Source organism: Providencia sp. PROV267, assembly GCF_028477825.1.
Lineage (GTDB): Bacteria > Pseudomonadota > Gammaproteobacteria > Enterobacterales > Enterobacteriaceae > Providencia > Providencia stuartii.
Map to the genome: position 1 here is coordinate 95,156 of NZ_JAMPLX010000019.1, position 23,126 is coordinate 118,281.

The following is a 23,126-nucleotide window of genomic DNA, read 5'->3' on the forward strand; positions in this document are numbered from 1 at the left end:
TAGTATCTGTGGATATGGGCTCTTCCTACTTGGGATGGGGACTTAACACCTTTCTCATTGGCCGCAATGTCCTCCAGAATCGCTATCAGGCGTTTCACCATCGCCCGCCTTGCGGTCTTTCCGCCGTGGCGGACATAGACATGTGATCTTTCTCTAACCCATTTTTCCATTGGTTCCTCCTGATGTTGCTTACCCCAAATAGGAGTTTGTTACGTCGATACGACCGTGGCCCAGCTCTCGCGCAACCTCCGACCGGATCTCCTGGTCCAGCATCCTGGCGTGGGCCACGGATACTCCAAGTTCCTTGGCAAGGTATTCATGGTGGGCGCGGCCATGCTTTATTCCGGCTTTTACCGGGCATTCCGCGCCCAGCAGGTCCCGGTAGCGAGTTTGAGCGTAGTGGTGCCGTTCGCCGTGGAAGTTCACCGGATGGCGGCCAATCTCCCGATAGGCTTCTTGCCGGAACTCGCGATAATTCTGCTCGGCAGGGATCATACTGCGGCCATCCTGTATGGCGGCGGCCCGCTGAAGCGCACTAACTTGGGCATCGTTGGTGATCGGAACGGTGCGCGCCCGGCCCCCCTTGGTGCCATCCTTTATACTCACGGAGCCGGTTTTCTCGGCCTCTCTTAGTGCCCTGGCAGCATCCAGCTTGGCCGATTCCTCGAACCGAAGACCAAAATTACGCTGCAGTTCCAGCAAAGCCCCAAGGCGCTCGGAGGTTGCCCCCATAGCAGCATTATGGGCCGCTTCCGAAACACTCCGGTCGCCAGTGGCGATGCCTGAGCGCTTTGGAAGTCCACCCTCGGAGACGGGGTCTACACGCACCTGTCGGTCGCCCCGCGCAATCTCCATCACCCGATTCACTGCGCTCAGGTAGTTCTGCGCCGTGGATGGCGCGATTTCTCCCCGCTCATAGCGATCATTAAGGTGTGCCGCATAAGCGACCAAATGAGCCTTTTCTATATCCCGCATGTCCTTAATGCCCTGTTCGGACTTAATCCAGGCGCTAAACACGCTCCATCTGTCATGGATCGTGGCTATGGACTGGAAACTCTTCATACCTTCCTTCAGTGCGTTCAGGCCTGCCTTGCCCATATCGCGACTTCGGAGACCAAAATTCCGGGAGTCCGGATTAGTCCTCTCTGAGCGCATCGTATGCTCCTCATGATCTTGTTAATCAACGTGTTGCTGGCCCGTCCGTACTTGGTGGTAAGTGAAACGCAGTTTTTAATTAGCTCTGCATGCTAAGGCCAACGCTGGGGATCTCGCCCAGGCACAGGGCAGATAAACCGATGCCCACGGTCATTTCATACGAGCGGTACTGCTATGGAGCGAACTACTCATTCCACTGGCTGGTCTGTCCCGACGGAACAAACTGCCAGCAGATCCGGCTGGTACTGTCGTGTCATTCTCTGGAAAGGAAGCGCGAAGCGCGCCAACCGCCGAAGGCGGTATTGTTCGCGCACATTCGTGCGCGGGGCGAAAGCCTTGAGCCTTTGAGGCACAAGGCTTCCGTCGGGGGCTATACCCCCGTCTCTGTTTACGCCTACGGCGACAGAGACGGGGTGAAGCATCGAGTAAGCCGGAAATCCAGCACTCGTTCTGACGGATGAGGGAGGCCCTCTTGTATTTGGCCGCTCGGAATTGAGCGCCAGGAACACGACATAGCTGTCAGCCAGATCGCGATATGGAAGCCTGGTCGCTTGCGGAATGCACAAACGCAGGCAGCAGCAGAACGCTGCAAGCACAGTGATGATAAACATCTGATTTTCCTCCGGGGAGATAGGTTTTAGACGGAGGAGTGCCCCTAGGGGACAGTCCCCCTGAGGGTTAACAATGTGAAGGCAAACGCCTTGGGTTTGGAAAAATGCTGTTTTGGGCCAGCTACCGTTTACAACTTATATATTAATCAAGCTGATAGAGCCGTCAAGCCCATCGTAAAGTCGCTTTTCGGTGGCTTTTCAGTATGTCCTAGGGTTAAGAGAAGATGTCTCCTCATCAAGAAGTCGCTTTTTGATGGGTATTTAATATATAAAATAAAAAAAGCGGGGATCATTATTGAAACCCGCTTTTTTGATTGCTTTTTGATGCAAATCTTCAAGTTGTAATTTCTATTTCAACCTGATTTTCTATTGCTACTTGAATCTGATTTTCTATTACAGAGTAAATATCAACATTTTCATCCGGAACTTCGATACTAACAAGAAGGCTAAACCGCACTCTATTTTCCCACCGATCTTCCGCAGTTTTATACTTCCACCATCCGCCTACAGGAAAAACAGCTATGGTGTGCATGTCAGCTAGATCTTGAGCACTACCAGTCCATTCATCTGAATGAACTGAGCCTCTTGTTCTCAATTGATCTCCTAAGAACCACCCATCACTGTCACCCTCTGGCCCATCATAATCATCCATATTTGCTAAACCATTAATGTAAGCACGGAAGTTCTCAAGTGACTGCCCTGGTCTGATTGTTTCAAACCTTAAACCATGAGATTGATAGCTATATCTTGTACGATATCCTCGTCTTCCGGGGTTAGGCTCTATGAAATACGATAACGTAACTTTTAATTTAACCTCTAACTCTGGCGGTAAGTTTTGCAACTCAGTCAAAGGCCAAGGTAACTGATAAAGCTTCATTTGATTTAATTTAGGATCGGATGATGCACTAGCATTTTGAGGTTTTATAAATGGTTGAATCTCTCCCTCAGCGATCAAAGTAAGTGCATGATCAGCACTGTATCTAGCTTTATCAATATTTGTAACACCATATCCAACTGTACGTAGCAAGGTTTCTTTTGCCACTTTAGGACTATGCACAGCACTTAGTAGCCCAAATCGCTCCATCATTCGTGGAGTCCACTCCGCAGAATGGATTATTAAGCCTCGGATAGTTTCAGGCCAAAATTCTGGATATTCGGCTGTTAACTGGGCCGCACACCGAGAAACTAAAGCACATGCAGCGCTTGTATCACTTCCCCGCTCAAAAACCTGACCTGTGGTTTTTCCTGATGTTGTTAATAATCCAACCGTATCTTCATTACTAACTTCCGTCCTATCTGGTGACAAAAGCCGATTTCCACCTTCAGCAACAACATCAGGTTTAAATGGTGCTTGCCTTCTCCATGCCCAATTCACTGAAGAACGACTTGATGGAGCAACATCTCCCTCCATCGCAAACGGCGACCAACCTTCAAAATAGGGATCATCATTTGTTGTCATTTCTGTATATGCCCCAACTGTAATAGCATTCCATGCTTGAGCTGGATCTTCTATCTGCGCGAGATTTACTTGATCCCAGTAGTCTTGGTCAGGACGAATATCTAAGTTGTTACCGGCAGAAATAACAAAAAGTCTCCGCTTTCCATCTTGCATACCAGAAGTGAATTGATCAATTTCTGCAGACCATGAAGAAGGTCTGCCACTTTCTCTCTCATGATCAGAAGTAACAGCAAGACTATATACTCTATTTAAATCAGGCCTATCTACTTCAAGTTTGTATGCTGTTCCTACCGTTATAGCCCCATATAGCAAGGGATCATTGTTGCCTTGCGGAGGTAAAATTCTTGCTGACTCAATAACATGTGACAGTTGAATGGCGCTATTTTCCAATACGACATCCATCAAATTCCCAAATGCTGCTAGTCCTGCTTGCAACGAACCATGCTCATTAAACGGTGCTAGTGGTTGATATTGATCGTATTTAGGCCAATCAGGATCCCATGAAACTGCAAAATCATCACAACACACTTTACTTAACAGCATGTTATTATAATTAACGCCAGTATCCAGAATTGATACACTAGTTGTTATATTCTCTGAAAAAGAAACTCGATCAGAAATGCTCTGCAGCCACTCTTGTTGTTCCTTTGGTGAAGAACTAAGTATTGGAACAGGTGTGTCCTTAGCTTTTCGAATTTCTTCTAAATTTGAAATCAATTCTGGTGCTTTTTCTAAATTACGAACTGAAGATTTAATAAGAACAACAAATGAATTGAAAAATGATATGGATGTATTCCCTAAACGACCATTTACTCTTTCTGCAAGAGAAGCTGCTATATTTTCAACACCATCAATTGCATTTTTTTTCAACCATAACTCCCACCAAACATCATTGTCTCGGTCCGTGGGAAAAAGTTCTGGTGGGTCTGTCCAAAATGACTCTAAGCTTGCAAGCCTAATCTCAGAAATACTATCTATTAATGCATGGTTTCGAGGAAAAGATACTCCATCCTTATTTGGTTTTCCGTCTTTTTGAGGATCTAAATACTGCTGTATTTTTTTAAGGAAAGTATCTCGCCGATCTTCAGGTATGAAGACTAAAGCGAACTCCTTATTTTCCCGCATTTGACAAGAACAGAGTTTAAAATCTCTGTTATCCAAACTATCTAACGGAAGCTTACACCCCTCTACACTAATAATTTCAACATATATTCCTGAATCATCCGTTATAGTATCAACTTCATGTTCTCTTTTTTGGTCATAAGCATCAATTAAATTCTGATATTGACCTATTAAGTGACTTCCATGTTGGTTTCTATTTCGTCCAGGAACTCCTGGGTTTCGACCGGTTCTTTTAGACTTAAAATTTTCCTCAATGAAAAACCTAGCTACATCTAAATGCTTCCTTTTAGAAACCATACAATTCCCTTATATACTTTTTATTTGTTATTACCTGACTGCCTTCTAGAAAAGGCCTTTAACAGTGTTTCACTTGTTATTTTTGCATTAAAATTCAAAACAGCTTCTTTAGCTGCGTCTTCACAAGATCGGGTAATCTCAGCAGAGCTCAAACCATTTGCAGCTTCAGCAACCATCCCCCAATCAAAATCATCAGTATCGAAAAGTGATAGACGATTTTGAATAAGAAGGCATATTTGATCAAATTTTGGTTTTTCAAACTTAATGATGTCATCAAATCTTCTATAAAGTGCTTGATCTAGTAGCTCTGGATGGTTTGTAGCTGCAACAATAATACTCTCTGATGCATCTTGCTCTACAAATAACAAAAATGAGTTTAACACCCTACGAATTTCCCCAACATCATTGGGTGCACCTCGTTGAGTTCCTATAGCATCAAATTCGTCAAAAAGATAAACAGCTCTTGTTTGCCTTATATGATCAAAGATCAAACGCAACTTTGCAGCAGTCTCTCCCATAAAACGTGTAATAAGATTATCTAGGACGATTGTATAAAGAGGTAATTTTAACTCTGTTGCCAACATAGATGCAGACATTGTCTTACCAGTTCCAGGAGAACCAGTAAAAAGAAGTTTTCTACGCGGCTGCAAACCAAACTGACTGAGTTTGTCCTTCTGACGTTGTTCTAATATCACCTTCTCCATACGTTCTTGTATGTCATCAGAAAGAACAAGCTCATTAAGACGAACACTATGTGGCGTGAGCTCTAATAGACCTTTTAACTCACTTTGATTCTGTTGCGAAAAAGGTAGAGTTCTAGACGATGCTAGACCCAGCTTATTGGTAGAACGCTGAGATTTCTCAACAAGATTTTTAATATCGCTCGCAAGCTTATTATGCCCCTGTCGAGCTTCTTTGGCTGCAACCTGAAGGGCAACAGAGTAAAAACGCTGATCGTCACGTTCAGCGTGACTCTTTAAAAGCGCTTTTAGTTGTTCCGCAGTAGCCATTATTCAATCTCCATAAGACGGGGCAACTTTACCAACTTTATACAATAAAGTCTGTGTAGTATGACAGGGTTTAAACACTTAATCCCCTCTAGAATTTTGTACACTCACCACCCCTACATGATTATAAATAGTCGTTCTAGATACACCATATCGCCTAGCAACAGCAGATACTGGAATAGAACCATCTTTGAGTAATGCCCTAATCTCCCTGATATCTTTTTTCTGTAACTTTGGCTTCCGCCCACCCAAGCGCCCGCGAGCTCTTGCGGCTTCCAATCCCGCCTTGGTACGTTCGCTAATCAAATTTCGCTCAAATTCAGCCAAAGCAGCAAACACATGAAAAACCAGCTTTCCAGAAGCACTGTTCGTTTCAATCTGTTCTTGTAGGCTCAGAAATCCAACCCGTCGCTCATCAACCAGATGGGTAACAACGTTCACTAAGTCTGCCAAACTACGACCTAACCTATCTAGCCTCCAAACGACCAACGTATCCCCAGGTCTAAGAGCCTTTAAGCAGTTATCAAGTTCGGGTCTAGCGGCATTCTTCCCACTGGCTTTGTCCTCGTAAATGATCTCGCAACCAGCAGCAGCCAACGCATCTCTCTGCAAATGCAGGTTTTGATCGTCGGTTGAAACTCTGGCATAGCCAATCTTTTGATTCATGTACGTTTTTTTAACATAGAATTTTATACAAGTATTTTAACACATTTATAGATTAAATTCCAACCAAATTGCTAAGTTATGAACTGTTAAGAAAATGGTGGTTTGTTGGACACAGATGAGGGTTAGGCTCTATTTATGAAGAAAACTTGATCTATAGGTTAAACCATGTATAGTTCTATATATGGTTTAGACTATGGAGGTAGTAAGATGCCAGTCACAATAAACGTTTCAGATGATCTGTACCGCAGATTGGAAGGGTTGGCTGTCGGGTTCGACACGCCAGAGAGAGTGATCGAGCGACTACTCGACTCGGTTGAGGAGAGCGGGCCGAAGTCCAGTGAAAGCAAACCCTCGCTAACCTTTGTTCCTGATGAGGTGGCGTTCAAAAATGAGCTGATAGCGCGCAAGAAGGCACAGGTCGTTCTTCATCTGAAAAATGGAGACCGAGATGTCATTCACTGGAATGCTTCTAGGTTCCAGCCCAGCTCAAACCTGCGAGCTAATTTATGGTCAGGCATTCTGAGGAACTGGAAGGATAAAGGGATCACCTCTGCGGAACTTTCAGTTCTCCCCCAGGGCCTCAACCACCCTGACGACAACACCGATCTCCTAATCGCTATTGCCGGAGAGGTTCACTGGACGCTTGAAGAGGTAGAGCGGTACTTTGAGGAATATGACCTAGTTAGCAGTGACGACGGCCATCCCTACTACTACCTCGCGACCTTCAGTGATGAGACTCCTGACGAGCTGAAGCAAATCGCCGGGCTGAACAGCTCAAATCAGCTTCATTTGGACCTGAATATCGTTCCAGATGAAGATCTCAGTGAGATCAAGTAGATTAGTACCATTTTATAATCTATACGTTAGGGAAATCTTAGCTTCATGATCTTATACTTCGTCAAATTGAGCTCTAAGGATCAAAGTGAGGAATTCTTCAAGGTAGGCGTCACTTCAACTGACGTTAAAAGCCGCTTTGCCTATGGAAGTGAAAAAATTATTGATAGCAGTAGCTTAAGCCTTCGAGAAAAGGTTGAAAGACGCATGTCTGGACAGGAGTATATTTCAGACATGCCGTACGAAGTAACTGAGATTCATACAGTCTCATATCAACTTGACGGTGATGCCCTAATTGCTGAATCAGAACTCCTGAAAGCTTTGCAGAAGAATAGGTACTGGCCCAAGCAACAGTTCTCTGGGCGGTCAGAGTGCTTTGTCGGTGATGAGATCGAGGAAAATATTATTGAATTTATGGATCGCGATAGTGAGAAAAAAAACAAGAATGCTCCCAGTGCATTGAAATATAAACTGGCAGAAAGTCAAGTTAAACGGAAATACTCAGATCCCATAGATAAGCATCGAGCTGTTTTGGAAAAATGTAATCAACTTTGGAGCACCTAACAACCGGCTACAAGCCCTACGTTAGATGTTCTCACAGTTTGGAGAAATTAAATGAATCCTGACAAATATAATAGAAGCATTAGTTTGCTATGTCCTACCTGTGGTTGCACCCAGTTTTCATACGACGAAGGAGTCGATGAGGAAATTCAGGTGACGACTTGTGCTTCCTGCGAGAGAGAATTTAATAGAGATGAACTGATTCACGAGAACAGTGAGAACATCAATGAGCACTTATCTGAAATCAAGAAGGAAGTCACCAAAGATGTTACTGATGAGATTCGTAAGTCTTTGAAGAAGGCGTTTTCTGGAAACAAGAATATAAGGTTTAAATGATGCCGGTTTCTATTGATGCGGGTGATGTAATAGCTGGTTTAGCATTCCTTCTTTCGGCATATGCAACCTGGCAGACCGTTAGTTTTAATAAAAAGCAAAGAAGCCTCGTGGAAAGTCAAGAAAAATTGAATAATCGTCTTTTGGAAAAAGAAGACGAAGATGCCTTGAAAGGGAAACGAGCTGATCTTGGTGCATCTTTTATAAAACTTGGAAATAGCAAATATCGACTGAAAATTTGGAACAAAGGTGCTGCTACCGCGAGAAATGTTAGGTTAGAGTTTCCCGAGGGGAACGATGTCGTAATCGATTCCGAAGTAACAGATAAATTCCCAATGGAAAGTTTAGAGAGGCACCAATCCGTAGAACTAATCGCGGCGGTACATATGCAAACCAAGAGAAAGCATGTTGTTCGGCTCATTTGGGAAGATGATGCAGAAGCGTACAATGAAAAGCTTTCCTACCCAACTTTGTAAAATACGTAACAAACGCAGGCACAGGGAAAGATTTCCCGTGCTTCGAGCGCTATACGGGGAGTGGCTAGCGGATTTTGATCCACATTTACTCCCCAATAACAATAATGTATTGATTTATATATATTTTTTACATTCTGTATCGGCAAGTAAAAATTTGCTTAGCTAAAAGTTGTGGCAGCTTGCTATCTTATCAGCAAGCTGCTGTAAAACTGAGGGTGCGTTATAGGCTTAGAAAAGGTTTATAGGTTAATTAGCTATAGAACGGTATTTGTTTCAAATGATTTAATGCAAGTTCTAACTTACTTGAGTCAAATAACCTAAGTTTACGTTGCGCCCATCTATCCCCTGCTGGCCACTGGCGTATTCCTTCAAGTAAGGATTCAATACTAGGTGAAGATTGTTTTTTGTACAGTAACCAGTCTACAGTGGAGAGAAGTTCTATCCCGAAAGGAGATTCGAACCCATCAATAAGCTTTGTTGTCTTCTCTAGTGCGGATAAATAGTCTTTTGCTTCGGTTTTTAAATACAGCTCAATCGTAGCGCGTTTATCATCATTAAACCAAATTACATCCAATGGACTACAATCACTAATCCGTTTTTCACTCTTGAGGTAGCTTCCATCTAGTCCGTTTAGTAAGTGGCGTAACTTATCGGCGTAGGGGCCATAGTTTTTGGCTTCAAACTTTAGGTTTAATGGATTTTTTAGCCCTTCAGCCTCTATTGTACGTTCTAAAAACCAAGCTAACTTCTGTATTTCCAATAGGCTACAATCCATCCCCATAACCCAATAGCGACGGATAAGTTCTGCGATTAAGGCACGAGCAGGTGTCAGTTTTTCAACGCCTTTTGGTTTAGCAACATTTTGATATTTTGCTATTGGCTCATAAACAATAATTTTTACGTTTTGAAGATCACCTAATATTTCCACAATATGAGGTTTGACGTCATCCCAATTGAGGCCACCATTACCAGCACCTAATGGCGGGATCGCAATAGATTTAACATGATTTTCTTCAATGAAATTACGTAAATCAAACAAGCCATCAATAATCCACTGAATTTGAGATTTTGCTCGCCAATGCTGCTTTGTTGGGAAATTAACAATCCAACGAGGGCCCATGAGCTCGCCTGTTTCAGTGACAAACATTTTTCCAGTTTGCACTTCATGTGTTTTACATGCTTTAGCATATGCAGCCATATTGGCGGGAAAGCGCTCTTTAAACATTAACGCGATCCCTTTACCCATAACACCAACAGTATTGACGGTATTAACGAGCGCTTCTACGTCAGCTTCTAACAAATTACCCTGAGTAAATTCTATCATTATCAGCCTCCTTAAAAGTACCAGTTTGGAATGCAATGGATATCTAAATGAATCTCAAGTTGGCTGGCTTTTGCTTGAAGTTCTAGCTGGGTTTCTTTTGTGTAACTAATTGATGTTTTTTTCTACCTTCGATGATCTCTTTGTCTGCAATATCATGAAATTTCTTAATGTCTACTCTTGGCTTTAAGCCCTCAATCAATATATTTCTTATATTTTTCAAACTAGTAAGATGATATATTAGCTTTTTTGTTTTGATATCATTCATATAGTATTCCTTTGATTATTATAAAAATAATATAATTAGAGTGTTAGTTTAATTATTTCATCTAATTATCAAGAGAATATCGCAATATATGGCAAAGAGCAGTGATAGTGCTAACATCATTAAGAAATACTTATTATTTAGATGATGTCTGCTTAACGTTAATTTTGTCTTAATCCTTCTTGTGATTTTTCTTTTTATAATGTCGAGCTAATTTTAGTCATAGGTTATATTCATGAGCATTAAGCTTCCTACCAATATACACATCTACAATTTTGTACAGCGACCTGACCTTATCGATGAATCCGATGAACTGCTGGATAAATTATGGCCAGAGTTTATGAGCCAAACTGCTGTTTGTGATGAATATTGGCAAGTATTGTATGAAGAGCCGAATGCACAATTTCAGTTTTTAGCTGTCGCGAATGTGGATGGAAAAGAGAAGGTCGTCGGTGTCATTAAAGCGATCTCCTTTCTATGGCCTGATGAAAATCTGACAAAACTGCCTGATTTTGGTTGGGATGATATTTTCAATTTTGCGGTTGAGAACAAACAAGGTGAAGATCGCTATATTTCTGCATTATCAGTGACGATTGAGCCTGAATATCGCGGTTATCAAATTCCAGCACTACTGATTAATGCGTTGAAAAAAGCGGCTGTAGCGTATGGGGCGAAGGCGGTTGTTGTTCCTGTACGGCCCACTTTAAAGCATCGTTATCCTCTACAATCATTTGACGATTATTGTGCATGGAAAAATGCACAAGGGGAGCCTTTTGACCCTTGGATACGCACACATTGGCGATTAGGGGGTAAAATTTTACAGCCTGTATATCGTTCTATGGTGATTGCTGGCACCATTAAACAATGGGAGTCATGGACAGGCATGCGTTTTATGCAGTCTGGCCAATATATTGTACCGCAGGCGTTAGTTCCCGTTAATATCGATACACAAGCTCAATGGGGCGAATATATCGAGCCTAACCTTTGGATGTTGCACTCTCTGGGAAATGAATAAAGGGAGTGCTATGTAAATGTTTACGCATGCCATACTATTTTTAATGTTAGGACGTTGATATTTTTCTTTTTTAATTGTTTATTTGAAATATCAGTCGGTGGCTTAATCTGTAATTCGATTACTGTGGGTAAATACGGTGGCTTTTCCTTGGCGGCAGAAACCGACTAACGTTAAATTTGCTTTTTGCGCGACTTCAATGGCTAATGAGGTCGCAGCAGAAACAGCAAACAAAATCTCAGCGCCACAGCTTGCCGCCTTTTGCACCATCTCATAACTCGCTCGACTAGAAACCAATACGGCACCTTGTTGCCAATCATGACGGTGTTTCATACCTAAAAGTTTATCCAATGCGACATGGCGGCCAACATCTTCACAACCGCCAACCAATTGGCCCTCTGGTGAAATCCACGCGGCAGCATGAGTACATCCAGTGAGTGCTCCGATTTCTTGCACTTTTTTTAGCTCAGATAATGCGTTATCTAAGTGACTTAGTGAGAAAGTTTGGGTGAATGGCAGTGGGGAAATAGGTTTAAAAATTTCGTCGAGTTGTTCCGTGCCGCAAATACCACAGCCTGTCCGGCCGGCGAGGTTGCGCCTGCGCTCTTTCAACCCCATGAAACGGCGGCTGGATAACTCAACATGCACTTCAATACCACGATGGCAGCCTTGAACAATATCAATTCCACGAATTTCTTGCCTTGACTGTATGATCCCTTCCGATAATGAGAACCCAACAGCAAAATCTTCTAAATCTTTTGGGGTCGCCATCATAACGACATGAGATATCCCATTATAAACCAAAGCAACAGGTAATTCTTCGGCTACCCAATCAGTTACAGACTGTTCGAGGTTGCCTTTTTGTTGCACACTTGTGTGATTTGCGCCAATCATTTTGATGGATTTTGACAATTTCGTGTTATTTGTTTCATGCATTAGATGAATTCCTAGCATTAATGATACATAATATTGATTATGGGTAAAAAGAATTTACACCATTTATCAGGCAATGAACCTGAATACGATACGGAAGACGTTGAATAAGAACAGTTTACCTGAATAATGCGATTTAAAACATTCACCGGGTAACAAGAGCAATGTAAATGAGGAGATCCCCATGCAAGTCAGCAGAAGACAGTTCTTTAAGATCTGTGCTGGCGGTATGGCGGGTACGACGGCAGCAGCATTGGGTTTTGCACCCTCAACTGCGTTAGCGTCCACACGTCAGTATAAATTACTGCGTGCGAAAGAAACCCGAAATACCTGCACGTACTGCTCTGTCGGTTGTGGGCTATTGATGTATAGCTTAGGCGATGGAGCGAAAAATGCGAAAGAGAGCATTTTTCATATCGAAGGTGACCCGGACCATCCGGTAAACCGCGGCGCACTCTGCCCGAAAGGTGCAGGACTTATCGACTTTATTCATAGTGAAAGTCGACTCAAATACCCTGAAGTACGCGAACCAGGTACGAATGAGTGGAAACGTATCACTTGGAACGAAGCGTTTGACCGCATCGCCAAGTTGATGAAAGAAGACCGTGATGCCAATTTTATTAAACAGAACAAAGATGGTGTAACGGTTAACCGTTGGCTGACAACAGGTATGCTCTGTGCATCAGCCGCCAGTAACGAAACAGGTTTTGTCACCCAAAAATTTAGTCGCGCCCTCGGCATGCTTGCCGTGGATAACCAAGCGCGTGTCTGACACGGACCAACGGTAGCAAGTCTTGCTCCAACATTTGGTCGCGGTGCGATGACCAACCACTGGGTTGATATTAAAAACGCTAACCTTGTTGTTGTTATGGGTGGTAATGCGGCAGAAGCGCATCCAGTCGGTTTCCGCTGGGCGATGGAAGCCAAAATCCATAATAAAGCCAAACTGATTGTTATTGATCCACGCTTTACCCGTACAGCGGCAGTGGCGGATTTCTACACGCCTATACGTTCTGGTACTGATATTGCGTTCTTGTCAGGTGTGATCAAATACCTACTGGATAATAAAAAAATCCAGCAAGAATATGTGGAAGCCTACACTAACGCCAGCCTGATCATCCGTGAAGATTACGGTTTTGATGATGGTTTGTTCACAGGCTATGATCCCGAAAAACGTCAGTATGATAAAACGACGTGGAACTACGAGATGGATGAGAATGGTTTCGCACGACGCGACCCAACGCTCACTCACCCTCGCTGTGTCTTGAACTTACTAAAAGAGCACGTTAGCCGTTATACACCAGAAGTGGTGAATAACATCTGCGGTACCCCAATCGAAGATTTCCTGAAAGTTTGCGAGTACATTGCAGAAACGAGCGCGAAAGATAAGACGGCCTCATTCCTATACGCACTTGGCTGGACACAACATACTATCGGTGCGCAAAACATCCGTACGATGGCGATGATCCAGTTACTGCTAGGTAATATGGGTATGCTAGGTGGCGGTGTTAACGCATTGCGTGGTCACTCGAATATCCAAGGTCTGACTGACTTAGGTTTATTATCTCAAAGCTTACCGGGTTATCTGACTTTACCGTCAGAAAAACAAACTACCCTCGAAAGCTATTTGGCTGCGAATACACCCAAAATGACCCTACCAGGTCAGGTTAACTATTGGGGCAATTACCCGAAATTCTTCGTCAGTATGATGAAGACATTCTATGGTGATAAAGCGCAGAAAGAGAATGATTGGGGCTTTGACTGGTTGCCTAAATGGGATCAGGGCTACGACGTATTGCGTTATTTCGAGATGATGGATAAAGGTGAAGTCAATGGCTATATCTGCCAAGGCTTTAACCCATTAGCCTCATTCCCGAACAAAAACAAAATTATCAAATCGCTATCTAAGCTGAAATTCTTGGTCACCATCGATCCGCTGAACACAGAAACGTCAAACTTCTGGCAAAATCACGGTGAAATGAATGACGTTGACCCGTCTGCAATTCAGACAACGGTCTTCCGTCTGCCATCTTGCTGTTTTGCTGAAGAAAATGGTTCGATTGTTAACTCAGCGCGTTGGCTACAGTGGCACTGGAAAGGTGCAGATGCACCCGGTGAAGCGATTAGCGATGGCGAAATTCTGTCGGGTATCTACCACCGTATACGCCAACTCTATGAAACAGAAGGTGGTGAGTCGCCAGAGCCAGTCTTGAACATGACTTGGAACTACTTTGACCGTGATAATCCAACACCGGAAGAAGTGGCTCAGGAAAGCAATGGTTATGCGCTGGTGGATCTGAAAGATGCCGATGGCAACATCATTGTGAAGAAAGGCGAACTACTGAGTTCGTTCGCTCAATTGCGTGATGATGGTACGACATCAAGTGGCTGTTGGATCTTTGCTGGTAGCTGGACACCGAAAGGTAACCAGATGGCGCGCCGTGATAACTCTGACCCTACTGGCCTAGGTAATACCCTTGGTTGGGCGTGGGCATGGCCATTAAACCGTCGTGTTATCTATAACCGAGCATCTGCTGACCCAATGGGTAAACCATGGGATCCTCGCCGTCAAATTCTTGAGTGGGATGGCAGCAAGTGGATTGGTATGGACGTACCAGACTATAGCAATGCGCCTCCGGGAAGTGGTGTGAATCCGTTTATTATGCAACCGGAAGGGATGGGTCGCCTATTTGCACTAGACAAAATGGCAGAAGGTCCGTTCCCAGAACACTATGAACCGATTGAAACTCCGCTCGATACTAACCCATTACATCCAAATGTGGTCTCGAACCCGGCTGCGCGTGTGTTCAAAGATGACTGGGCGCAAATGGGTAAAGCGACAGAGTTCCCTTATGTTGGAACAACCTATCGCTTAACAGAGCATTTCCACTATTGGACAAAACATGCGTTGTTGAATGCCATTATTCAGCCACAACAATTCATTGAAATTGGTGATCGTTTGGCGAAAGAAAAAGGTATTAAACAAGGTGATATGGTGAAAGTCAGCTCTAAGCGTGGCTATATCAAAGCGAAAGCAGTTGTGACGAAACGTATTCATACGTTGAAAGTCAACGGCAAGGATGTGGATACGATTGGTATTCCTATCCACTGGGGCTTTGAGGGCTTAGCAGTGAAAGGCTTTATTGCAAATACACTGACACCATATGTGGGTGATGCCAACACGCAAACGCCGGAATTTAAATCATTCCTTGTCAATGTGGAAAAGGTGTAAGGAGATAAATTATGTCAATGCAATCACAAGACATTATTCGTCGCTCCGCCACCAATTCCCTGACGCCCCCCGCACAAGTGAGGGACTTTAAGGAAGAAGTGGCGAAGCTGATTGACGTGACTACCTGTATTGGCTGTAAGGCTTGTCAGGTAGCATGTTCAGAGTGGAACGATATTCGTGACAAAATCGGCACTAACGTTGGGGTATATGATAACCCAACGGATTTGACCGCGAAGTCATGGACCGTTATGCGCTTTTCTGAAGTGGAAGAAAATGGCAAGTTCGAGTGGCTGATCCGTAAAGATGGCTGCATGCACTGCTATGACCCAGGCTGTTTGAAAGCTTGTCCGTCAGAAGGTGCGATCGTTCAGTATAAAAACGGTATTGTTGACTTCCAATCTGAGCACTGTATTGGGTGTGGCTATTGTATTGCGGGGTGTCCGTTCAACATTCCACGCATCAACAAAGAAGATAACCGTGCATACAAATGTACGCTCTGTGTCGACCGCGTTGAAGTTGGACAAGAGCCTGCTTGCGTGAAAACCTGTCCTACTGGCGCTATTCATTTTGGTAGCAAAGAGGATATGACGGCGCTGGCAGGCGACCGTGTGGCTGAACTGAAAACACGTGGTTACAACAACGCGGGTCTTTATGATCCAGAAGGTGTTGGTGGTACACACGTAATGTATGTTTTGCATCACGCTGATAAACCTCAGTTGTATCATGGTTTACCGGACAACCCGACAATCAGTCCAACAGTCACTTTCTGGAAAGGTATCTGGAAGCCGTTAGCAGCGGTTGGTTTTGCTGCGACCTTTGCGGCGGCCATCTTCCACTATGTGGGTATTGGTCCGAACCGCGTCTCCAAGAAAGAAGAAGAAGAGGCTCTGAAAGATATTCAGGACTCAAAATCTTCTGAGACTTCAAAGTCAGTTGAAGGGGAGGATCAAAAATGATGCCGCAGGATAATGAAAAAATTATTCGCCATAAGCCGATTGAGAGGATCAATCACTGGGCGGTTGTGATTTGCTTCTTGTTCACTGCTATCAGTGGATTGGGGTTTTTCTTCCCATCACTGAACTGGTTCATGAACATTTTTGGCACATCACAACTCGCTAGGATCCTGCATCCTTTTGTTGGTACCGCGATGTTCCTGCTGTTCGTCTTTATGTTTTTCCGTTATTTTCACCACAACTTTATCAACAAAGAAGATATTAAGTGGGCGAAAAATATCGGTAAGGTATTGAAAAACGAAGAAGCTGGGGATGTTGGTCAATATAACCTTGGTCAAAAAGGGGTATATTGGGTTGTCTCTATCTGCTTAGTGCTACTGGCTGTAAGTGGCGTGATTATGTGGCGTCCTTACTTTGCAGACTTTTTCTCAATCCCAATTTATCGTGCAGCGATTATCGTGCACTCCATTTCAGCGATAGCTCTGATCATTATGATTATCGTGCACGCTTATGCCGCAATCTGGGTGAAAGGCTCTGTGCGTGCGATGGTGGAAGGTTGGGTAACCCGTGGTTGGGCGAAAAAGCATCACCCGCGTTGGTACCGTGAAATCGTCGAAAAAGAGAAACAGCAGCAACAAGAGAAAAATTAAACCTTTCAATTGTTGAGTTCTGATAATAAACCCACAAACAAGAATATTGTTTGTGGGTTTTTTCATAAAAAGAGGATTAAAAAATGGAACACTTTCTTTTTATATTCATATAAAGTGTGCGCTTTGATTAATTTTAAGAATAAACATAATGAGTGTAATAACTTTTTTCTCTATTATCATAATATAGAAAAATACATAACCGATTCTATTTTAATAAAACAAATATGACGTACCGATAAAGATCATTATTAATCACCTTCTTTTTATGAGTTGTTTTATTCACCTGATTAAGGAGTAGATCAAATAAATAATAATTGAATATTATTCAATAATAATTAACTTATTGTTGAATTTTATTTAATCCAATAAAACAGTAACGCGGTTAATTAGTTGATTTTAAATGTAATTTGTTGTTTGTGAATGTTTGTTTAAGAACATCCAATTATGTTATTGATTTTTAGTCAACCAAATAGGATTCTCTAAATAAGATGTAATAATGTCTTATTATAATAATCCATATTGTTTATTTTGGTATATATAGATAGAGGTTTGTTCTATTATTGAAAGAATAGGGTATTAATAACTGTTAATCATTAATAGGAAAGGATAATTGAGCTATTAAAACACATTATTTCTGTCGTCTAGACATTAAGTGAAATATTTATTATAACGGTGTAAATCATTATTTATTAATAAAATCCATCTAAATAAAATCTTTATTTTTTGAAATGACTTTCACCACAGCTAAATAAATATTCAATTCCATTTACGACAGCTAAATAATGAGGTAATTCATGGATCTTCCTTTACAAGGTATCAAAGTACTCGATTTCACCGGTGTACAGTCAGGGCCATCTTGTACCCAAATGTTAGCGTGGTTTGGTGCTGACGTAATTAAAATTGAACGCCCAGGCGTCGGTGATGTGACGCGCAATCAGTTAAGAGATATTCCTGATGTCGATGCGCTTTATTTTACCATGCTCAACAGTAATAAGCGTTCTGTTGAACTGAATACCAAAACGCCGGAAGGCAAAGAGGTCATGGAACGCCTGATTAAGCAAGCGGATGTATTAGTTGAAAACTTCCATCCGGGTGCTATCGACCATATGGGCTTTACTTGGGAACATATTCAAGAGCTAAATCCACGGTTAATCTTTGGCTCTATCAAGGGGTTCAATGAGAACTCCCCTTATGCAGATGTAAAAGCGTATGAAAACGTTGCGCAAGCTGCGGGTGGAGCGGCGTCAACCACAGGTTTTTGGGATGGCCCACCATTAGTCAGTGCAGCAGCATTAGGCGACAGTAATACGGGAATGCACTTATTAATTGGTCTACTAGCCGCCTTGTTACACCGTGAAAAAACCGGAAAAGGGCAACGCGTGACAATGTCGATGCAAGATGCCGTATTAAACCTTTGCCGTGTGAAGTTGCGCGACCAGCAGCGTTTAGAAAAAGTGGGCTATCTTGAAGAGTATCCTCAGTATCCAAACGGTAAATTCGGTGATGCCGTTCCTCGTGGGGGCAACGCTGGTGGCGGTGGCCAGCCGGGTTGGATCTTGAAGTGTAAAGGTTGGGAAACGGATCCAAACGCATACATCTATTTTACTATCCAAGAGCAAGATTGGGAGCAAACTTGTATTGCTATTGGCAAGCCAGAGTGGGCGAAAGACCCTGCCTACAGCACGCCACAAGCGCGCCAACCACATATCTTCGATATTTTTGCTGAAATTGAAAAATTCTTAGCCGATAAAGACAAACATGAAGCCGTTGAATATTTAAGCAAATATGGTGTGCCATGTGCGCCTGTATTGAGCATGCGTGAGATTGCTCGTGACCAATCATTACGCGATAGCGGCAGCATTGTTGAAGTTGAGCAACCAAAACGCGGGACTTATCTCACTGTTGGTTGTCCAATGAAGTTCTCATCATTCACCCCTGAGATTAAGAGTGCGCCACTGTTAGGTGAGCATACCGAGGAAGTGTTAACTGAGTTAGGTTATAGCGCGGAGCAGATCGCCTCAATGCGCACCAATAAAGCCATTTAACGCGAATAAATGAGGGGGGCCGCTGATAAGCCCCCTCCACACTTTCTTTTTACATATTTCATGAGGTGGACATGTCGACTGATCAAACCCAAAACTTGACTGATGGTATGCATATTATTGTTGATGCACTGAAAAAAAATGGCATTGACACAATTTATGGTGTTGTGGGGATCCCTGTGACGGATATGGCTAGGCATGCACAGGCTGAAGGTATTCGTTATATTGGTTTTCGTCATGAGCAATCTGCGGGTAATGCTGCGGCAATCAGCGGCTTTTTAACCCAAAAACCCGGCATCTGTTTAACGGTGTCTGCACCGGGGTTTCTAAATGGTATGGTGGCATTAGCGAATGCGACGACCAATGGCTTTCCAATGATACAAATCAGCGGCTCCAGTGATAGAGCAATTATCGACCTACAACAAGGCGATTATGAAGAGCTGGATCAAATGAATACCGCTAAGCCCTTTGTTAAAGCATCCTACCGAGTCAATAAACCGGAAGACCTTGGTATTGCTCTGGCTCGCGCAATTCGTGCTGCTGTTTCTGGTCGTCCTGGTGGCGTCTATCTTGACTTAACAACCGAAGTATTGGCTGCGGTTATGGACAAAGATGCAGCAGACAAAACAATCTTTACGGTTGAAGACCCTGCTCCACGCCAACTACCTGCGCCTGAATCTGTTGATAAAGCACTTAAATTATTGGCATCGGCAAAGCGTCCGTTGATTATTTTAGGTAAAGGGGCAGCCTATGCCCAAGCGGATGAAAATATTCGTCAATTTATTGAAACAACAGGTATCCCTTACTTGCCTATGTCGATGGCAAAAGGGTTATTGCCAGATAATCACCCACAATCAGCCGCGTCAGCACGTTCCCATGCACTCTCTAATGCCGATGTCGTCGTATTAATGGGGGCACGCCTAAACTGGCTATTAGATCACGGAAAAGGCAAACACTGGTCGCCAGAGACGAAATTTATTCAATTAGATATTGAGCCATCTGAAATCGATAGCAATCGTCCAATAACAGCCCCTGTTGTCGGCGATATCTATTCAAGTGTTGCCGCACTACTTGAAGGGTTAAAAACCACACCAGTGAAGTCACCGAGCGATTGGATGGCTGGGATTGATGAGCATAAGAAAGCAAATAGCGAGAAGATGGCCGCTAAGCTGAATACCGATACATCACCGATGAACTATTTCAATGCATTGCGCGCAATTCGCGATGTGTTAGTCGACCATAAAGACGTTTATGTGGTGAATGAAGGGGCTAACACCCTCGATAATGCACGAAATATCATCGATATGTATGAACCTCGCAAACGTCTCGACTGTGGTACTTGGGGCGTGATGGGGGTTGGTATGGGTTATGCTATTGGTGCAGCGGTCACTAGCGGTAAGCCTGTCGTGGCTATTGAGGGAGATAGTGCGTTTGGTTTTAGTGGTATGGAAATTGAAACTATCTGCCGTTATCAACTGCCAGTCACCATTTTAATCTTTAACAATGGGGGAATTTACCGTGGCGATGGCGTCAATTTACATGGCGATAAGGACCCGTGCCCAACGGTATTAATGGCAGGCGCGCGTTATGACAAGATGATCGAGGCTTTTGGCGGCATCGGTTATAACGCAACGACACCAGATGAAATTCAACAGGCGCTAAAAGCAGGTCTTGAGTCTGGTAAACCGACATTGATTAATGTGGTTATTGATCCAGCAGTAGGAACAGAAAGTGGCCATATTGGTAACTTAAATCCGAAATCTGTTGTGAAAAACTAGCGTTATTTCAATGAAATAAATATTTAAATGGTTTCTGTGCCACTTATTTTTTTAAGTGGCATAGGAACGCTTTTGCCCAAAATAGGTGAAAATCATATGGCTGATTTTATGTTTAAGATATTTATGAGCGATTTATTGCCCATAATTATCATTATGGTTCTGGGATACGCTAGCGGTAAACGCAACGTATTTACCAATGACCAAGCAAAAGCATTTAATAAACTGGTTTTAAACTATGCTTTGCCTGCCGCGTTATTTGTCTCCATTGTGCGTGCAAACCGTGAAATGATTTTTGCAGATACTAAGCTAACAATTATTTCGTTTGTCGTGCTATTGGTCTGTTTTTTCTTTTCTTTCTTTAGTTGTAAGTACATTTTTAAACATAGTCGTGGTGAAGCCGCGGTGTGTGCATTGATTGCTGGCTCTCCTACCATTGGCTTCCTTGGTTTTGCGGTTTTGGATCCTATCTATGGGCAAACCGTATCAACCGGTTTAGTTGTGGCGATTATTTCGATTATCGTGAATGCGATTACTATCCCAATTGGCTTATTCTTACTTAACCCTTCCAATGCTGATGGTAAAAAAGGCGGCGGCGGTATGGATGCTCTTATTTCGGCATTCAAAGAGCCTGTTGTCTGGTCACCAGTATTGGCGACAGTTTTGGTATTAATCGGTATTAAAATTCCTGATGTTTGGGACCCGACCTTTGACCTTATTGCCAAAGCTAACTCCGGTGTCGCGGTATTTGCAGCCGGCCTGACACTGGCCGCGAATAAATTCGAATTTGATGGTGAAATTATCTACAACACCTTACTCAAATTAATATTGATGCCGGGCTTATTATTACTAGTTGGTATGACATTTAATATGAGCTCAGAGCAACTACAGATGATGGTATTAGCCGGCGCATTACCGCCTGCCTTCTCTGGAATTATTATCGCGAGCCGTTTTAACCTGTATACCCGTACGGGAACAGCATCCCTCGCAGTAAGTGTACTTGGTTTTATCATCGCAGCACCGTTGTGGATCTACGTTGCGCGTTTGGTTGCATAATAAATAGATGAATGTGAGGCATCAAATAGATGCCTCGTATCCATCATACAATAAGGAGTGATTATGGCTTTTCCACTTCCACTTGAAGGCATTCGTGTTCTTGATTTTACAGGGGTACAGTCTGGCCCATCATGTACTCAGATGTTGGCTTGGTTCGGGGCAGATGTAATAAAAATTGAGCGACCGGGTATTGGGGATGTCACCCGTAACCAGCTTAGAGATATTCCTGATGTTGATGCATTGTATTTTACCATGCTCAATAGTAATAAGCGTTCGCTAGAGCTGAACACGAAAACCCCTGAAGGCAAAGAGGTGATGGAAAAGCTGATCCGCCAAGCGGATATTTTGGTTGAAAATTTCCATCCGGGAGCGATTGACCATATGGGGTTTACCTGGGAAGTCATTCAACAGCTAAACCCACGCCTGATTTTTGGCTCCATCAAAGGGTTCAATGAAAACTCCCCTTATGCGAATGTGAAAGCCTACGAAAACGTTGCGCAGGCCGCGGGGGGATCCGCATCAACAACGGGTTTTCCTGATGGCCCACCGGTTGTGAGTTCAGCGGCACTAGGCGATAGCAATACTGGTATGCACCTATTAATTGGTTTATTAGCGGCATTACTGCAACGTGAGAAAACGGGGAAAGGGCAACGTGTCACTATGTCGATGCAAGATGCCGTGCTTAACCTATGCCGCGTTAAATTGCGTGACCAGCAACGCCTCGAAAAACTCGGTTTTTTAGAAGAGTATCCTCAATATCCAAATGGTTCATTTGGTGATGCAGTACCGCGTGGCGGTAATGCCAGCGGTGGAGGGCAACCGGGAACGATGTTGCGATGTAAAGGGAGTGATCATGACCCGAATGCCTATATCTATTTTATCAATCAAGATCACAACTGGGCCAATACCTGTGATGCATTAGGTAAACCTGAGTGGAAAACCGATCCTGCCTTTGCAACCACAGAAGCACGGGTCAGCCATATCCAAGATGTTTGGGATGCTATTGAAGAGATTGCTAAAGACAAAGATAAACATGAGCTAACAGATTACTTTGACCAGTTCGGCGTACCTTGCTCGGCGGTTTTGAGTATGAAAGAGATTATGTATGACCCATCTTTGCGTGACAGTGGCTCTATTGTTGAAGTAGAACAACCATTGAGAGGCCATTATTTGACGGTGGGTTGCCCAATGAAATTTTCAGCTTTTACGCCTGAAATAAAAAGTGCACCACTTTTAGGTGAACATAATAGCGAAATTTTAAAAGAGTTAGGCTATAGCGAACAACAAATAGCTGAAATGAAAACGAAAAAAGTTATTTAAATTATCCAGCCCAATTAATTTTATTATTTAAATAAATTAATTGGGC

19 protein-coding genes are annotated in these 23,126 nt (G+C 43.2%); 12 read left to right on the forward strand and 7 right to left on the reverse strand.

What is annotated here, in order from left to right:
- Nucleotides 1–189: 189 nt before the first annotated feature.
- From PR709_RS13375 to PR709_RS13390, 4 genes are all read right to left on the reverse strand, one after another.
- Nucleotides 190–1,155, reverse strand: coding sequence for an integrase domain-containing protein (locus PR709_RS13375; protein WP_187377148.1), 966 nt, complete (start codon nucleotides 1,153–1,155; stop codon nucleotides 190–192).
- 945 nt (nucleotides 1,156–2,100) lie between these two features.
- Nucleotides 2,101–4,644 (reverse strand): S8 family peptidase, encoded by a 2,544-nt coding sequence (locus PR709_RS13380; RefSeq protein ID WP_272570928.1) that lies wholly within the window; start codon nucleotides 4,642–4,644, stop codon nucleotides 2,101–2,103.
- A gap of 20 nt (nucleotides 4,645–4,664) precedes the next feature.
- A complete protein-coding gene (locus tag PR709_RS13385) occupies nucleotides 4,665–5,654 on the reverse strand; it encodes an AAA family ATPase (RefSeq protein ID WP_272570929.1) in 990 nt (329 codons plus the stop codon).
- Between the two features lie 78 nt (nucleotides 5,655–5,732).
- Nucleotides 5,733–6,317, reverse strand: coding sequence for a recombinase family protein (locus PR709_RS13390; RefSeq protein WP_272570930.1), 585 nt, complete (start codon nucleotides 6,315–6,317; stop codon nucleotides 5,733–5,735).
- Nucleotides 6,318–6,524: 207 nt separating this feature from the next.
- On the opposite strand from PR709_RS13390, the gene PR709_RS13395 reads away from it, so the two are divergent.
- Genes PR709_RS13395 through PR709_RS13410 form a run of 4 tightly spaced genes read left to right on the forward strand, consistent with a single transcriptional unit; the run spans nucleotide 6,525 to nucleotide 8,521 of the window.
- Nucleotides 6,525–7,154, forward strand: a complete 630-nt coding sequence (locus PR709_RS13395; RefSeq protein WP_272570931.1) for a hypothetical protein — start codon at nucleotides 6,525–6,527, stop codon at nucleotides 7,152–7,154.
- Nucleotides 7,155–7,199: 45 nt separating this feature from the next.
- A complete protein-coding gene (locus PR709_RS13400; protein ID WP_272570932.1) occupies nucleotides 7,200–7,715 on the forward strand; it encodes a hypothetical protein in 516 nt (171 codons plus the stop codon).
- 51 nt (nucleotides 7,716–7,766) lie between these two features.
- Entirely contained in the window at nucleotides 7,767–8,048 is a 282-nt protein-coding gene (locus tag PR709_RS13405; protein WP_272570933.1) for an ECs_2282 family putative zinc-binding protein, read from the forward strand.
- On the forward strand, nucleotides 8,048–8,521 hold the full coding sequence (locus PR709_RS13410) for a hypothetical protein (protein ID WP_272570934.1): 474 nt from the start codon (nucleotides 8,048–8,050) through the stop codon (nucleotides 8,519–8,521). Before PR709_RS13405 ends, PR709_RS13410 begins: the two co-directional genes overlap by 1 nt.
- A 250-nt stretch (nucleotides 8,522–8,771) precedes the next feature.
- Here PR709_RS13410 and darG read toward each other — a convergent pair whose 3' ends face one another.
- Entirely contained in the window at nucleotides 8,772–9,845 is a 1,074-nt protein-coding gene (darG, locus tag PR709_RS13415) for a type II toxin-antitoxin system antitoxin DNA ADP-ribosyl glycohydrolase DarG (protein WP_004924122.1), read from the reverse strand.
- Nucleotides 9,846–9,927: 82 nt separating this feature from the next.
- Nucleotides 9,928–10,110 (reverse strand): hypothetical protein, encoded by a 183-nt coding sequence (locus PR709_RS13420; RefSeq protein ID WP_004924125.1) that lies wholly within the window; start codon nucleotides 10,108–10,110, stop codon nucleotides 9,928–9,930.
- 232 nt (nucleotides 10,111–10,342) lie between these two features.
- Here PR709_RS13420 and PR709_RS13425 point away from each other — a divergent pair, with 232 nt between their 5' ends.
- Nucleotides 10,343–11,122: a hypothetical protein gene (locus PR709_RS13425; protein ID WP_004924128.1), complete on the forward strand. Its 780-nt coding sequence runs from the start codon at nucleotides 10,343–10,345 to the stop codon at nucleotides 11,120–11,122.
- 102 nt (nucleotides 11,123–11,224) lie between these two features.
- On the opposite strand, the gene fdhD is transcribed toward PR709_RS13425, so the two are convergent.
- The gene (gene fdhD, locus PR709_RS13430; RefSeq protein WP_053110692.1) at nucleotides 11,225–12,055 is read right to left on the reverse strand and encodes a formate dehydrogenase accessory sulfurtransferase FdhD; all 831 of its coding nucleotides are present in this window, start codon (nucleotides 12,053–12,055) and stop codon (nucleotides 11,225–11,227) included.
- A gap of 181 nt (nucleotides 12,056–12,236) precedes the next feature.
- On the opposite strand from fdhD, the gene fdnG reads away from it, so the two are divergent.
- The 7 genes from fdnG (at nucleotide 12,237) to frc (PR709_RS13465) (ending at nucleotide 23,080) form a co-directional block, all read left to right on the forward strand.
- Nucleotides 12,237–15,284: a formate dehydrogenase-N subunit alpha gene (gene fdnG, locus PR709_RS13435; protein WP_080728249.1), complete on the forward strand. Its 3,048-nt coding sequence runs from the start codon at nucleotides 12,237–12,239 to the stop codon at nucleotides 15,282–15,284.
- Between the two features lie 11 nt (nucleotides 15,285–15,295).
- Entirely contained in the window at nucleotides 15,296–16,240 is a 945-nt protein-coding gene (gene fdxH, locus PR709_RS13440; RefSeq protein ID WP_014657167.1) for a formate dehydrogenase subunit beta, read from the forward strand.
- Nucleotides 16,237–16,887, forward strand: coding sequence for a formate dehydrogenase cytochrome b556 subunit (gene fdoI, locus PR709_RS13445; protein WP_004924143.1), 651 nt, complete (start codon nucleotides 16,237–16,239; stop codon nucleotides 16,885–16,887). Before fdxH ends, fdoI begins: the two co-directional genes overlap by 4 nt.
- A gap of 794 nt (nucleotides 16,888–17,681) precedes the next feature.
- A complete protein-coding gene (frc, locus tag PR709_RS13450) occupies nucleotides 17,682–18,932 on the forward strand; it encodes a formyl-CoA transferase (protein ID WP_014657168.1) in 1,251 nt (416 codons plus the stop codon).
- Between the two features lie 71 nt (nucleotides 18,933–19,003).
- A complete protein-coding gene (oxc, locus tag PR709_RS13455; RefSeq protein WP_004924149.1) occupies nucleotides 19,004–20,707 on the forward strand; it encodes an oxalyl-CoA decarboxylase in 1,704 nt (567 codons plus the stop codon).
- 108 nt (nucleotides 20,708–20,815) lie between these two features.
- Entirely contained in the window at nucleotides 20,816–21,760 is a 945-nt protein-coding gene (yfdV, locus tag PR709_RS13460) for a transporter YfdV (protein WP_014657170.1), read from the forward strand.
- Nucleotides 21,761–21,823: 63 nt separating this feature from the next.
- Nucleotides 21,824–23,080 (forward strand): formyl-CoA transferase, encoded by a 1,257-nt coding sequence (frc, locus tag PR709_RS13465; protein WP_014657171.1) that lies wholly within the window; start codon nucleotides 21,824–21,826, stop codon nucleotides 23,078–23,080.
- Nucleotides 23,081–23,126 lie beyond the last annotated feature (46 nt).